Annotated in this window: 16 protein-coding genes; 4 read left to right on the top strand and 12 right to left on the bottom strand. The window is 67.0% G+C overall.

Annotated features, from left to right (window positions below; genetic code table 11):
- Positions 1-9: 9 nt before the first annotated feature.
- Both ACX9NE_RS08460 and ACX9NE_RS08455 read right to left on the bottom strand, forming a co-directional pair.
- Positions 10-1,371, bottom strand: coding sequence for a glutamyl-tRNA reductase (locus ACX9NE_RS08460; protein ID WP_459361238.1), 1,362 nt, complete (start codon positions 1,369-1,371; stop codon positions 10-12).
- 260 nt (positions 1,372-1,631) lie between these two features.
- Positions 1,632-1,904, bottom strand: a complete 273-nt coding sequence (locus tag ACX9NE_RS08455; protein WP_459361237.1) for a glutaredoxin family protein — start codon at positions 1,902-1,904, stop codon at positions 1,632-1,634.
- Between the two features lie 109 nt (positions 1,905-2,013).
- Between ACX9NE_RS08455 and ACX9NE_RS08450 the strand changes: the two genes are divergently transcribed.
- Genes ACX9NE_RS08450 through ACX9NE_RS08440 form a run of 3 tightly spaced genes read left to right on the top strand, consistent with a single transcriptional unit; the run spans position 2,014 to position 4,408 of the window.
- The gene (locus ACX9NE_RS08450; RefSeq protein WP_459361236.1) at positions 2,014-2,916 is read left to right on the top strand and encodes an HAD family hydrolase; all 903 of its coding nucleotides are present in this window, start codon (positions 2,014-2,016) and stop codon (positions 2,914-2,916) included.
- A gap of 44 nt (positions 2,917-2,960) precedes the next feature.
- On the top strand, positions 2,961-3,461 hold the full coding sequence (locus ACX9NE_RS08445) for an FAS1-like dehydratase domain-containing protein (RefSeq protein ID WP_459361235.1): 501 nt from the start codon (positions 2,961-2,963) through the stop codon (positions 3,459-3,461).
- A gap of 23 nt (positions 3,462-3,484) precedes the next feature.
- A complete protein-coding gene (locus ACX9NE_RS08440) occupies positions 3,485-4,408 on the top strand; it encodes a cyclopropane mycolic acid synthase family methyltransferase (RefSeq protein ID WP_459361234.1) in 924 nt (307 codons plus the stop codon).
- 79 nt (positions 4,409-4,487) lie between these two features.
- On the opposite strand, the gene ACX9NE_RS08435 is transcribed toward ACX9NE_RS08440, so the two are convergent.
- From ACX9NE_RS08435 to ACX9NE_RS08395, 9 genes are all read right to left on the bottom strand, one after another.
- Positions 4,488-5,570: a lysophospholipid acyltransferase family protein gene (locus ACX9NE_RS08435; protein ID WP_459361355.1), complete on the bottom strand. Its 1,083-nt coding sequence runs from the start codon at positions 5,568-5,570 to the stop codon at positions 4,488-4,490.
- 4 nt (positions 5,571-5,574) lie between these two features.
- On the bottom strand, positions 5,575-6,696 hold the full coding sequence (locus tag ACX9NE_RS08430; protein ID WP_459361233.1) for an SDR family oxidoreductase: 1,122 nt from the start codon (positions 6,694-6,696) through the stop codon (positions 5,575-5,577).
- A 67-nt stretch (positions 6,697-6,763) separates the two neighbouring features.
- A complete protein-coding gene (locus ACX9NE_RS08425; protein WP_003402602.1) occupies positions 6,764-6,865 on the bottom strand; it encodes a 30S ribosomal protein bS22 in 102 nt (33 codons plus the stop codon).
- 211 nt (positions 6,866-7,076) lie between these two features.
- The gene (locus ACX9NE_RS08420; RefSeq protein WP_459361232.1) at positions 7,077-7,337 is read right to left on the bottom strand and encodes a cell division/environmental response transcriptional regulator; all 261 of its coding nucleotides are present in this window, start codon (positions 7,335-7,337) and stop codon (positions 7,077-7,079) included.
- Between the two features lie 139 nt (positions 7,338-7,476).
- Entirely contained in the window at positions 7,477-8,355 is an 879-nt protein-coding gene (gene proC, locus ACX9NE_RS08415; RefSeq protein WP_459361231.1) for a pyrroline-5-carboxylate reductase, read from the bottom strand.
- A 31-nt stretch (positions 8,356-8,386) separates the two neighbouring features.
- Complete coding sequence (locus ACX9NE_RS08410) at positions 8,387-9,220, bottom strand: thioesterase family protein (protein ID WP_459361230.1); 834 nt, start codon at positions 9,218-9,220, stop codon at positions 8,387-8,389.
- Position 9,221: 1 nt separating this feature from the next.
- Positions 9,222-10,064, bottom strand: coding sequence for a sugar phosphate isomerase/epimerase family protein (locus ACX9NE_RS08405; protein ID WP_459361229.1), 843 nt, complete (start codon positions 10,062-10,064; stop codon positions 9,222-9,224).
- Positions 10,065-10,080: 16 nt separating this feature from the next.
- Complete coding sequence (locus ACX9NE_RS08400) at positions 10,081-11,094, bottom strand: hypothetical protein (RefSeq protein ID WP_459361228.1); 1,014 nt, start codon at positions 11,092-11,094, stop codon at positions 10,081-10,083.
- Positions 11,091-12,110 carry a Ppx/GppA family phosphatase gene (locus ACX9NE_RS08395; RefSeq protein WP_459361227.1) on the bottom strand — a complete coding sequence of 340 codons (1,020 nt, stop codon included), beginning with the start codon at positions 12,108-12,110 and terminating at the stop codon, positions 11,091-11,093. Before ACX9NE_RS08395 ends, ACX9NE_RS08400 begins: the two co-directional genes overlap by 4 nt.
- Before the next feature lie 118 nt (positions 12,111-12,228).
- Between ACX9NE_RS08395 and ACX9NE_RS08390 the strand changes: the two genes are divergently transcribed.
- Complete coding sequence (locus tag ACX9NE_RS08390) at positions 12,229-13,008, top strand: hypothetical protein (RefSeq protein ID WP_459361226.1); 780 nt, start codon at positions 12,229-12,231, stop codon at positions 13,006-13,008.
- Position 13,009: 1 nt separating this feature from the next.
- Here ACX9NE_RS08390 and ACX9NE_RS08385 read toward each other — a convergent pair whose 3' ends face one another.
- A complete protein-coding gene (locus tag ACX9NE_RS08385; RefSeq protein ID WP_459361225.1) occupies positions 13,010-13,738 on the bottom strand; it encodes a FadR/GntR family transcriptional regulator in 729 nt (242 codons plus the stop codon).
- Between the last annotated feature and the right edge of the window lie 3 nt (positions 13,739-13,741).

The raw sequence follows: 13,741 nt of genomic DNA, 5'->3' as shown, positions 1-13,741 counted from the left end.
GCCAATCGGTCACTCGGCCGAAGGGTTGTCGAATTCCGTTGCCAGTGACTGCAATTCACCGGCTGTGGCGACAGCGTCGACCGCCGTCTGCTCCAGTTCGAAAAGCTCACGCAGCGCCTCGGCGTAACTGTCGCCGCCCGGCGCACTGGCCAGCTGCTTGATCCGCACCGTCGGTGCGTGCAACAGCTTGTCCACCACCCGGCGCACCGTGCGGGCCACCTCTGCGCGCTCGGCGGTGTCCAGTCCCGGCAGCCGGTTGTCCAGCCGCAGCAGCTCCGCCTGGACGACGTCGGCGGCCCGCTGACGCAGTGCGGTCACCGTCGGGGTGACCTCGGCCATCCGCTGACCGGTCAGGTAGGCCGCGACTTCGGCCGCGACGATATGACGTGCGGCATCCACGTCGGCGGCGGCCGCGTGCGCAGACGGTTCGTGCTGCACGCGGTCCACGTCCACCACCAGGACGCCGGGCAACCCGGCCACCGCCGGGTCAACGTCGCGCGGCATGCCGAGATCGCAGATGACCAGGGGTTTCAGCGCCTCATCCCGGCGCGCTCTGACCAGCGCGTGGTGCACGTCGGCCAGCGAGACCACCGGACTGACCGCACCGGTGCAGCTGACCACCACGTCGGCATCGGCCAGCGCGTCGGCCAGCCGGTCAAGCGTCAGCGCCTCCGCCGTGACGCCCGACAGCTGCATCCGGGCGGCCAGACGCTGAGCCCGGTTCCGCGACCGGTTCAGCACATGAACCCGACCGACGCCGGCGCGGGTCAGATGCGACGCCGCCAGCGCACCCATCGCCCCAGCGCCGACCACCACGGCGGTCTTGCCGTTCAGGGTGCCGAGCTTGCGGCCGGCGATGTCGAGGGCTACCGACACCACGGAGGCACCCGCTGCGTCGATCGCGGTTTCGGAGTGCACCCGCTTACCCACCGACAGCGCCCGCTGGGCCAGCTCATGCAGCACGCGGCCGACCGTGCTGTTGGCCTCGGCACAGGCATAGGCCCGGCGCACCTGCCCCAACACTTGCTGCTCGCCGACCACTGCCGAATCCAGGCCGCTGGCCACCGCGAACAGGTGCTCGACGGCGGCCTCGCTGTAACGGACGTAAGCGTGTTTGGTCAGATCGCCCATCGGCAGACCGGAGTACTCGGCGAGCACCTGCCCGATCACCGACAGACCGCCGTGGAAGGCCTCGACCACGGCATAGACCTCGACGCGGTTGCACGTCGAGAGCACCATGGCCTCGCTGACCAGCGGCGATTGCAGCACCAGGTCGACGATCTTGACTTGATCGGACTCATCGATGCTGAGTTGTTCCAGCACGGAGACCGGCGCACTGCGGTGCGAAACCCCGAAGAGCAGGATGCTCACGGCAGCATCACCTGGCCCGCTCCCTTGCAGCTTTGGAAAGTGAACTACTACCTACGGTAGACGGTTGTCAGGTGGGCTACCAAATGTCGGCAACGCCCCGAGCTCGCCGAGAGTGAAGATCCGCAGCGGATTTGAGACTAGCGGCTTACCAAAGCGCGAGGTTGGCGACGCACGGCACTGTGCGAGGAGCCACTTCTCCTGGTGACCACCGACCCCTTCAACCCGAGCCGATAGCGGCCTGCAGAAGTTCAGGCCGGCGATTACCGGCCCGCGAGGTCGGCACGCAACCGCGGTTCGTCGATGTCCCAGTAACTGTGCTCTCGGCCCTCCAGCAGGACCACCGGCAGCCGATCGCCGAACTCGGCCCGCAGCGCCGCATTCCCCGCGTGCGCCTGCGCGTCCACGTCCGTGCAGACCAGTTCGAAGTCCAGCTCTGCGGCCAGCTCCGCCAGCCGCGCATGCACCCGGTCGCACACGGCGCAACCGGCGCGGGTCAACAGCTGCACCTGCGGTCGGCTCGCGGACGTGACCATGGCGACCAGTCTGACATCGGCCCGGCTCCGGCCGGATAGGGTTGGGGTCGGCTCGATGGCGTCCAGGCTCCGGCAACCGGGCTAGTCAGCGACTTGGGAGGTTTGGCTGATGTCTTCCATGGCTTCGTTTGAACCTGTGAGCGGTCGCGTCGACCTGGAGTCGCTGGCCGCCGACGCCAGTGCCGAACGTGCGCTGGCCGACATCCGGGCCGACGACGCGAGCGAACGTCCGCAGCCGCCCGTCGATCTGACCGCCGCCGCGTTCTTCGACGTCGACAACACCCTGGTGCAGGGCTCCTCTGCGGTGCATTTCGGCCGTGGGCTGGCCGCTCGACACTACTTCACCTACCGCGACGTACTGGGTTTCATCTACGCGCAGGCCAAGTTCCAGGTTCTGGGCAAGGAGAACAGCGGCGACGTGGCCGCCGGCCGGCGCAAAGCGCTGGCCTTCATCGAGGGCCGTTCGGTCGACGAGCTGGTGCGTTTGGGCGACGAGATCTACGACGAGATCATCGCCGACAAGATCTGGCCGGGGACCCGCGAACTCACTCAGATGCACCTGGACGCCGGCCAGCAGGTCTGGCTGATCACCGCCACCCCGTACGAGCTCGCGGCGACAATCGCCCGCCGGTTGGGCCTGACGGGCGCTTTGGGCACCGTGGCCGAATCCGTCGACGGCATCTTCACCGGCAGGCTGGTGGGCGAGATCCTGCACGGCACCGGAAAGGCCCATGCGGTGCGTTCGCTGGCGATCCGGGAAGGTTTGAACCTCAAGCGCTGCACGGCATACTCCGACAGCTACAACGACGTGCCGATGCTGTCCCTGGTGGGCACCGCGGTCGCAATCAATCCCGACGCCCGGCTGCGCAGCCTGGCCCGCGAGCGGGGGTGGGAAATCCGCGACTTCCGGACCGCCCGCAAGGCGGCTCGCATCGGGGTGCCGTCCGCTCTGGCGCTGGGAGCCGCGGGCGGCGCGCTGGCGGCTGTGGCGTCGCGACGCCAATCACGCTGATAAGCTGCGCCGCTGAGCTAACTCTTCGATCGGAAAGCGGCGGCATGACAGTTCCTCAGGGGGCCGAAGGAATCATCGGTAAGCACTACCGGCAGGAAGACCACTTCGTGGTCGGGCGCGAGAAGATCCGCGAATTCGCCCTTTCGGTAAAAGACGACAACCCGATCCACCACAGCGAGAAAGTTGCTGCCGAGGCCGGCTACGACGCGCTGCCGGCGCCGCTGACGTTCTTGGCGATCGCGGGGCGACGGGTCCAGCTCGAGATCTTCACCAAGTTCAGCATCCCGATCAACATCGCCCGGGTCATGCACCGCGACCAGAAGTTCACGTTCCACCGCCCGATCGTGGTCGGTGATGAGTTGCACTTCGACACCTACCTCGACTCTGTGATCCAGTCGCACGGAACGGTGTTGGCCGAGATCCGCAGCGAGGTGACCGATGGCGAAGGTAAGCCGGTGATCACCAGCGTCGTCACGATGCTGGGCGAAGCGGCACAGCATGACGCCGACACCGAGGCCACCGTGGCCGCAATTGCATCGATCTGAACCCAGCAGGTAGCGTCACTTTTATGACAGAAGGCACCACAGGTGGGACCCAGCTACAGCCCCCGGTAGAGGATGTGCAATCGCACTACGACCGTTCCAACGAATTCTTCAAGCTGTGGCTCGACCCGTCGATGACCTACAGCTGCGCCTACTTCGATGAAAACCCGAACATCGACGAGCCCCAGACCAAGACGCTCGAAGAGGCACAGTTCGCCAAGCGCAAACTGGCGCTGGACAAGCTGAACCTCGAGCCCGGCATGACGCTGCTCGACATCGGCAGTGGCTGGGGTTCGACCATGCGGCACGCCGTCGAGCACTACGACGTCAACGTCATCGGCCTCACGCTCAGCGAGAACCAGCTCGCGCACTGCCAGCAGAAGTTCGACGAGATGGACAGCCCGCGCCGCAAAGAGGTTCGGCTGCAGGGCTGGGAGCTGTTCGACGAACCCGTCGACCGCATCGTGTCGCTGGGCGCGTTCGAGCACTTCGCCGACGGCGCGGGCGACGCGGGCTACGAGCGGTACGCAACCTTCTTCAAGAAGTACTACAGCTTGCTACCCGATGACGGCCGGATGTTGCTGCACTCGATCGTGGTGCCCACCGCCGAAGAGGGCAAGAAGTTGGGCCTGAAGACCACGATGAGCCTGTTGCGCTTCATCAGCTTCATCCTGCGGGAGATCTACCCCGGCGGTAAGTTGCCGCAGGTCGAACAGGTCGACCGCTACTCGACCGAGGCCGGGTTCAAGATCGAGCGCCATCACTTCATCGGCAAGAATTACGTCCCCACCCTCAACGCCTGGGCCGACGCGCTGGAAGCTAACAAGGAAAAGGCGATCGCGCTCAAGGGCGAGCAGGAGTACGAGACCTTCATGAAGTATCTGCGCGGCTGCTCGGACCTGTTCCGGGATGGCTACACCAACGTCTGCCAGTTCACCCTGGTCAAGTAAACCCGATACCTGAACCGCCGCTGCGACGCCCGAAAGTCGCAGCGGCGGTTTATGTTTCGGGGTTCTGACGGGCGGCGGGTCAGCCGAAGAAGATGTTGCGGCGGCCGGCCAGCAGCCGGTACAGCGTCTGCTGGATGGTCTCGCGGACCTGGTCGGTCAGCTCGAAGGTGACCATCGGGTCGTCGGCGTCGCCGGGCGCATAGTCGGCGGTGTGGATCGGCTCGCCGAACGCGATCCGCCACTTGGAGGGCAGCGGAACAAGTCCCGCCGGCCCGGCCAACGGGAACAGCGGCGTCACCGGGAAGTACGGCACGCCGAACAGCCGCGCCAGCAGCTTCACGTCGGTCAACATCGGGTAAATCTCTTCGGAGCCGATGATGGAGCACGGCACTATCGGCGCCTTGGTGCGCAACGCCGCCGAGACGAAACCCCCGCGACCGAACCGCTGCAGGCGATAACGGTCTTCGAAGCGTTTTCCCAGGCCCTTGTAGCCCTCGGGAAACACCGCGGTGAGTTCGCCGGAGGCGAGTAGCCGGTGGGCGTCGGTGGTGCAGGCCATGGTGTGACCGGCCTTGCGCGCCGTCGAGCCGACCACCGGGAGGTCGAACACCATGTCGGCGGCCAGAAGGCGCAGGTCACGCCGCGCGGGATGCTCGTCGTGCACTGCCACCGACAGCATGAGACCGTCGAACGGGAGTACTCCCGCGTGATTGGCGACCACTAGCGCCGCGCCGTCGCTGGGGATGTTCTCGATGCCGGTGACTTCGACGCGGAACCAGGAGTTGAAGAAGAATCTCAGCAACGGCCGCACGATGGCGTCGTTGAAGTGCGGATCGAAGCCGAACTCGTCGACGCTGTAATCACCGATCAGTCGTTGCCGAAAAAATCCGGCGACCGCTGCGACACGCTGGGCGAGATCGTTCAGTGGCGCCTCACCGCTGGACGACCCACCCGACGTGCGGCGGTGCTCGTCGATTTCGCGGACGACCGCGGCGATCTCCTCAGCCGATGCGCGACCGCTGGGATCGGACAGCACCGAGGGGTGCGGGCCCACGGCCTCCGAGCGCTGCTCGGCTCTGCGGCGCGCCGCTACCCGGCCCCGATTACTGTGCAGGGGAATAACATTCGCTCTGGTCTCACCCGCCACGTTATCTACCCAAATCTATCTAAGACCCCGACCATGGAATGGGATTTCGACTACCCCAGCGCTGCGCCAAAGCTATGGCACGACCCTCCCAGGAGCGTACCCGATGCGGGTCGATTATGGGAGTCAAGCCCCGGCCGCGCAGGTAGTCGTCGAACGCTTCTGCCGTCGACCATTTCGGCTGGTAACCGAGCTCTGACCGCATTCTGGTGGTGTCCATCACGCGGCCGTAACACAGATAAGCGAACTGATCGCGACTTATTTCGTTGTACCGGTTGGCACGTCGCAGCGAATCGAGCGCCCACACTCCAAATCCGGGAACTGGCAACGGAATTCGGCCAGCCCGACGGATCGCCTGGGACAACATGATGATGCCGTCGGCGCCGATGTTGAAGGTACCGGCCCTGCCGGCCATGGCCGCACGCTCCAGCGCGCCCAGCGCGTCCTGCTCGTGCAGCAGCTGCAGACGGGCATCGCGGCCGAACATCGTTGGCACCAAAGGCCCCGCCAGGTACCGCGACAGCGTGGTGTCCATCGCCGGGCCGATCATGTTGGCCAACCGCAGGATGGTCACCGCGATGTCGGGCCGGCGCCGGCCCAGCCCCCGCACGTACCCCTCGATGTCGAGGCTGTCCTTGGCGAACCCCTCGCGGAAGGGGCGGCGACTGCTGCTGTCCTCGGTGAACATCACCGGATCGTGCGGGCTTGACCCGTATACCTCTGAGGTCGACTTGAGCACGACCCGCCGGACCGACGGCGCTTTCTGACAGGCGGCAAACAACTGCATCGCACCCATCACGTTGAGTTCCTTGAGCGCCGAGGTGCCACCGGAACGCGGCGCGTACGACGCGGCGGCGGCGTGCACCACGGTGTCGACGTCGCCGTTGCGAATGACCTTCGCGATGAAGGGGTTCCTGATATCGGCGCGGACGAAATCCGCCCGGCCCATGCGACGCAGCATATCCTTGCTGGGCGCGATCGCGTCCACCGCGATCACGCGGTTGATCAGCGGGTTCTGCACGAGACGAGCGGTCAGGTAGCCGCCCAGAAATCGGCAGGCACCGGTGACCAGCACCACTTTCGGGTAGTGCACCGTGTCACTTCCGGTGGTCCCCCCACCGTCGTGGCCGTTCGACGAATCCACCGTGACAGCCTAGCGACGACCGGGCGCAACGGTGTTACGGACGGGTGACCGCACGTGCCGGCAGAACTTACTTACCGAGTTTTCTGCGCTGCACCCGGGTGCGACGTAGCAGCTTGCGGTGCTTCTTCTTCGACATGCGCTTACGCCGCTTCTTGATTACTGAACCCATAAACTCCGCTATCTCACCGGCCGTCAGAGGCCACAAAAGGACCCCGCCACCTTACCGAACCGTGGGCCCGCAACACCAAACGGCAGAACGCCCGAGCTCACGGCGTCTCACCGAGCGGAAAAATGTGCAGAGGCAGACTCACATTTCCGCTGCGGATGCACAGGGCTGGGCGACGCCGGCGCGGCACGTGAGGTGGCGCACCGGTGACGGCCTAGCCGGCGTCGAAGTACGAGGTCTCCAGCATGTCGTGAACCGCCTTGGCGTGAACGCGGAACGAACGTCCGACCCGAACCGCGGGCAGCTCTCCGTTATGCACCAGCCGGTACACCGTCATCTTGGACACCCTCATCAGCGCCGCGACCTCCGCGACGGTGAGGAATTGTGTCCGGGACTGCGCCGCGTCGGCCGAACCGGCATCGCGTGCCGCTTTACCTGCAGAATCCCGTGCCGACGGCCCATTCGTAGACGTCATCGCTACCCAATCGTGTCAGGCCCACGCAATGCCAGCGGCTTCCCCTCCGTTGGCACCCACACAGGCATACAAGACGAGAATAGCGGGACTAGTGGGGTTACTGGTACTGGTGAGAGACAATCAGTCCAAATTTCTTGAATTATTCCGATGTAATTCTCAGCTGCTCAGAGCGGCTTTTGGCGGCTTGAACCGCCGCGTCGACGGCCGACCGGAAACCTTCCCGTTCAAGCGCGCGCAGCCCGGCCGCGGTTGTGCCGCCGGGCGAGGTGACGGACGCTCGCAGCTGTGCCGGCGAGGTGTCCACTCGCAGGCCGCTCGACTCGCCGTCGGCCGGCCGGCGCTCTTCGTCCATGCGCTCCAGCAGCATCGCCGCCGACCCGGCCATGGTCTGGGCCGCCAGATCAGTGGCCACCTGCCGGCTCAAGCCCACCGCGACGCCGGCGTCCACCAAGGCCTCGACCAACAGGAAGAAATATGCCGGACCCGAGCCCGACACGGCGGTCACCGCGTCGAGGTGCTGCTCGGGCACTGCAAGGACGCCACCCACCGCGTCGAACAGCGCGGAAACCTCCTCGAGCTGCCCAGGGGTGACGAACCGCCCCCTGGCCAGCGCCGTCACCCCGGCTCCGACCAGCGCCGCCGCGTTGGGCATCGCCCGCACCACCGGCGTTCCCGCCGGGAGCTTGGACTCGAAGTAGGTGAGGGTGACGCCCGCCGCCACCGTGACGAACACCTGCTCGGCGCTGTCGTGCTCAGCGCCTGCGGCCGCGCCCGCAAGGTCCTCGATCACCGCTTCGACGTCGGCCGGCTTGACCGCCACCACCACGAACGTCGCGGTCTCGGCGGCGTCCTTGACCGAGGTGACCACCAGCACGCCGTAGGTGTTCGACAGGTACTTGGCCCGGTCCGGCATCCGTTCGGCCACCACCAGGTCCTTGACCTGCCGCCCCGCCCGCAACAGGCCTGACAGCAGTGCCTCACCGATGCTTCCGCCGCCGATGATCGCGATTCTTGCCATGCCGGAAAGCATCGCAGAGGGTGCAATTCGACTACCGGGCAGGCACCATCGCGAGTTGCCGGGCCTGCACCACCAACCGGCCCAACCGGTCGACGACGATGTGGTCCTCGTCGAACCAGTCGTGCCCGATCTCGACGCAGGTGGCCACGATGCGTAGCCAACCATCGGCGGGCAGGGACCGGAGCAGGGCGGTGAGCTGAACTGTGGGGGCCCAACCGGTGCGGTCCACGGCAAACGTGACGGGCGCGGACAGGTCGCCGCACATGAGCGCGAACAATGCGTCAGGACTCACATCGCGCGGTCGCGCCCACATCTGCATCAGCGGCGGTCGCCCGTCCCCGGAAGGCTCCATCGTCGACAGGATGGGACGGATGTCACATCCGGCGCCCAGATGCACCATCCCGGCCAACCGGTGGCCCGGTCCGATCGGCGCCACATCGTCGGGTGGGTCGGGTGGCATCAGGTCCAGCACCGGATTCGCCGACAGCAGCGGCCGGCTCTCGCCCGGAAGGTGGTGCTCGGGTTCGCCCAATGTCACCACGGCGTGCACCGCGGTGCGCTCGCCCTGAACCAGCTCGACATCGGCCACGCTGATCCGGCGCCCGCGCTTGCGAATCGCCGTCACCAGGCGCACCGGGCCCGGATCGGGCGCCGCCAGGAAGTTGACCGACACCGCCACCGGGTGCTGGTTGTCCCCGCCGAACGCCGTGCGCGCCGCTTGGGCGCACAGCGCAACCATGACCCCGCCGTGCACCTTGGGGCCGATCGTCCAGTGGTCGTCGAGTGCGCCGTGAAAGACTCGGCGCGCCGGGTCATCCGAGTCGTCTTCGCGCAGCGCCATCGCCGCGGTGAACAACGCGCTCATGTCAGCGCAGTAGGTGGGTGCGGGCGAACTGCAACGACTCGACCAGCATGGCTTCGCGCTCCGCGGCCGATCGTGCACCCGAGGTGGACACTTCCAACACCACGTGGCCGGTGAAGTCGCTCCCGGCCAACATGTTGCATACCTCGGCCGTCGGTTGCGTGCCCCGGCCGGGCACCAGGTGCTCATCGGCGGGCAGACCGCTGCCGTCACACAGATGCAGATGGCTCAATCCCGAGCCCATCCGGCGCGCCATGTCCAGCGAGTCGGTGCCCGCGGTGGAGGTGTGCGACAGATCCAGCGTGTAGTGCGCGTGATTGCCGTCCAGTGGGTCGTAGGACGGCGCGAACGCCGAGATCGCCGGACCGGGACCGCCGCCCCGTCTGCGCATCCGCTCGCGACTCTGATCGCTACCGAAAAACCGGTCCGCGCGGAAAGGGAACATGTTCTCCACGGCCACCACGACGCTGCTGGATTCTTCGAGAGCCTTGATCTGCTCGCCGAATCCCTCGGCGTAGCGCCGTTGCCACCGGAAGGGTGGGTGCACAACGACGGTCTGAGCACCCAGCTGTTCGGCGGCGCGCACGCTGCGGTCCAATTTCACGATCGGGTTGGCGCCCCATACCCGCTGCGAGATCAGCAGACAGGGCGCGTGTACCGACAGCACCGGCACGCTGTACCGACGCGACAGCCGGCCGATGGCATCGATGTCCTGGCTGACCGATTCGCCCCACACCATCAACTCGACGCCGTCGTAGCCGAGCCTGGCCGCGTACTCGAACGCGGCCTCGGTCCGCAGGGGGTATACCGAGGCCGTGGACAAGCCAACTTTGATTGCTGGGCGCACTGTGTGTCCGGGACGCCTAACCCGTCTGCAACAAGGCCATCGGTCCGAGGGTGATCAGCGCTCCCACCGCGACCGCGATCAACGTGCTGGCGATGTCCTCGGTTTTGCGGACCACCCGGACACCGACCACCAGACCGAGGATCACCAATACCGACAGCACCAGCGCCACAATGGAGTTCCATCGCCATAGCTGGTCGAAGGCGATGAACAACCCGCCGCCGAACGCCACGGCCAGGATCGATTGCAGCACCGTCAGGGCGGCGCGGCCCAGTGCCGCCAGGGTGCCCCGCGAACCGCGGGGCGGTGCCGCCAGGGTGCCCCGCGAACCGCGGGGCCGCGCCTGCCGATCGGACTCGAGTTCGTCCTGGTCGGCCGCCGCCCGCTCGCCGCGCCGGCGTGCCACCTCATCGGCGATGGATTGCCCGCCGAACAGCGTGTGTTGCGAATCGTCGTCCGAGTCGGGCAGATAGGAGCGCACGTACGCCGAATCCTCGACCGCCGATTCCGCCTCACGCACCTCGCTGTCCAGGACGTCCACCGAGGCGTCGGTGTAGTGCCCCACCGGGTCCGGACTCATTTCGTCGGCCCCGGACTGCGGCTCGTCGACGACATCGTCGAGGTGACGCACGGGCCGTGGGTACTCGCTGCGCTCGGGACCCGTTCTGCGTCTGGTGATCGGATCTGATTTGGGCCAGCGCGGCTCCGGCTCCGACCAGTAGGCGGGGCTAGGCGTGGACGTCGGGGCCGCGTCGGCAGCCGGTTCGGCCGTCTGCTCGGAGACGGGCTCGGGCGCTGTGGCGGGCGCCGGCTCGGCGGCCGGGACCTCCCGGCGAGGCGGCGGCGGGGCCGGGGCCGGACGGTCTTCGCGGATGACGGGGATCTCGCCGGTCAGTTCGGCGACGGTGACCGAGTCGTCGCCGCGGCGCCGGCGGCGCCGGCGAGTGACCGCAGGGGCGCCGATGGTCCCGTTTCTGGCCAGCAGTTCGGCCACCGATATCTGCTTGGTGTCCTCGGAGTCTGCTTCGGTCATGGTTTGCTGCCTCTCGATCGGGTGGGCGCGTTCCGATCAACCAACTGACGTCCAGCATCGCGCACCGACGTCTCCACCAGTGCGGTTCCGTCGGCTTCGGAGTCGAGTTTGCGCAAGATGAGACCCTCCCGTAGCGCCCACGGGCAGATATCCACCTGTTCTAGCGACAACGCTCGCATGCTCGCCTCCGCCACCAGAGCACCCGCGACGATCTGCGGTGCCCGATCGGCGCTGACTCCTTCCAGTTCTGCCCGGTCAGCGGTCGTCATCCTAGAGATGAATGATATGAGTTGTCTGAGGCCGTTTGCTGTCAGCGTCCGTTTCACCCGGGGCCCGGCCGCCGACGGCGCGGCTCCGGTCAGCCGTGCCAGCGAGCGGAACGTCTTCGACGTTGCCACCGCGAGGTCAGGTACGCCGGCGTCCAGAACCGTCGCGCTCGTATCAGCCAGCTCGGCGTCCAGCCAGTCGCGCAGCATCGCCACTCGGCGCCGGCCGGGCGGATCCTCCGGCAACCATTCCCGGGTCAGCCGTCCCGCGCCCAACGGCAACGACAGGGCGACCTCCGGGTCCTCGTCCACGCCGCTGGACACCTCGAGTGAGCCGCCGCCGATGTCGAGGTTGACGATGCGCCCAGCACTCCAGCCGAACCAGCGGCGCACCGCCAGAAAGGTCAGCCGCGACTCGTCAACCCCGCGCAGGACCTGCAACTCGACGCCGGTTTCCTTGCGCACCCGGGCCAGCACGTCATCGGAATTCTCGGCGTCGCGGACCGCGGAGGTGGCAAACGCCATCAACTCGGCGCAGCCCGAGCTGACGCCGATCTTGGCAAATTCATCGATGGTGGAAACCAGCTTGTCGGCGCCGCGTTTGGTGATCCTGCCGGAACTGTCGGTGGCCTCGGCCAGACGCAGGGTGGCCTTGGTGGAACTCATCGGCGTCGGATGCCCACCGCGGTGTGCATCGACCACCAACAAGTGGACGGTGTTACTGCCCACGTCCAACACGCCCAATCGCACGGATTCAAACTAGCCGGGCTGACGCTGCGCTGGTATCGCGACCCGGTAGCGGCGACACCCGCCCACAGCCGTCCAACGGAGCCGGGGGCGGCCGAACTCGTGGACTAACGTTGCATGCGTGGCGAACTCGCGGCCCGGACAAGAGGTCGATCTGGATTTCACCCGCGAATGGGTGGAGTTCTACGACCCCGACAATTCCGAACATCTGATCGCGGCCGACATGACGTGGTTGCTGTCCCGATGGACCTGCGTGTTCGGCACCCCGGCGTGTCAGGGCACCGTGGCAGGCCGCCCGGACGACGGCTGCTGCTCGCACGGCGCGTTCCTGTCCGACGACGACGACCGCGCGCGGTTGGACGACGCGGTCAAGAAACTCACCGACGACGACTGGCAGTTCCGCGACAAGGGACTCGGCCGCAAAGGCTATCTGGAGCTCGACGAGAACGACGGCGAACCGCAGTACCGCACCCGCAAGCACAAGAACGCGTGTGTCTTCCTGAACCGGCCCGGATTTGCCGGCGGGGTCGGATGCGCGCTGCACAGCAAAGCCCTCAGGCTCGGGGTACCGCCGCTGACGATGAAACCCGACGTGTGCTGGCAGTTGCCGATCCGGCGCAGCCAGGAGTGGGTGACCCGGCCCGACGGCAGCGAGATTCTCAAGACCACCCTCACCGAGTATGACCGCCGTGGCTGGGGTTCCGGTGGCGCCGATCTGCATTGGTACTGCACCGGCGATCCCGCCGCCCATGTCGGCGCCCAGCAGGTGTGGGAGAGCCTCGCCGACGAGCTCACCGAGCTGCTCGGCGCTAAGGCGTACGCGGAGTTGGCCGCAATGTGCAAGCGCCGCAGTCAATTAGGACTCGTCGCCGTCCATCCGGCGATGCGCGCGGCGCAGTAGCCTAGCCGCCGTCCTGCACAAAGCCGGTGTAGGCGATAACCATCCGCAGCGCGCTGGCGTTCAGGTAGGCCTCGACGGCTCCGGCGGCCCGGGCCGGGTCGTGCGCGGCCACCGCCTCGGTGATGTCCTGCAGGTCGGCGATGACGGGTTCCGGGTCGTCGTAGGCGCGGGTGAGTTCGTGTTCGCGGCCTCCGAAGGCATGTTCGACCCAGCGGTACAGCAAACCCAGGGCACGATTTCGCGTGCTGTGTATCAGGACATGGAAGTAGGCGAGGTCGGCGGCTTGCCGCGCGGCGGCCGTGTCCGCCTGCCCGACCGCGGCCAGCGCAGCTGCCAAGGCGGCGGCATCCTCGCCGGTGCCGCGCTCGGCGGCCAGCCGGCCGATCACCGGGCCCAGTGCCGCCCGGATCTCCAGCAGCTCGACCAGGAACTCCGGGCCCAGCTTGCGCACCAGAGCCTCCACCACCGCCGGGTGGGTCAGGCCTTCGGGATCGCGCACCACGTTGCCGCTGCCCTGCCGGGTCTCGATCAGACCCATCTGCTGTAGCCGGGCCAGCCCCTGGCGCAATGAGGTCCGGTTGACGCCCAGCTGCTCGGCAAGCTCCCGCTCGGGCGGAAGCGTAGACCCCGGCGCGAAGACGCCGTCCAGGATGGCGTCGGCCAGGGAGGCCGCGATCTGTTCGTCGATGCGCTGGCGATCTGGCGGGGGTATTGGGATGGATTGGTTCATTGG

The sequence above is a fragment of the Mycobacterium sp. ML4 genome (assembly GCF_054515735.1).
This window is presented reverse-complemented; position numbering and strand designations above follow the sequence as displayed.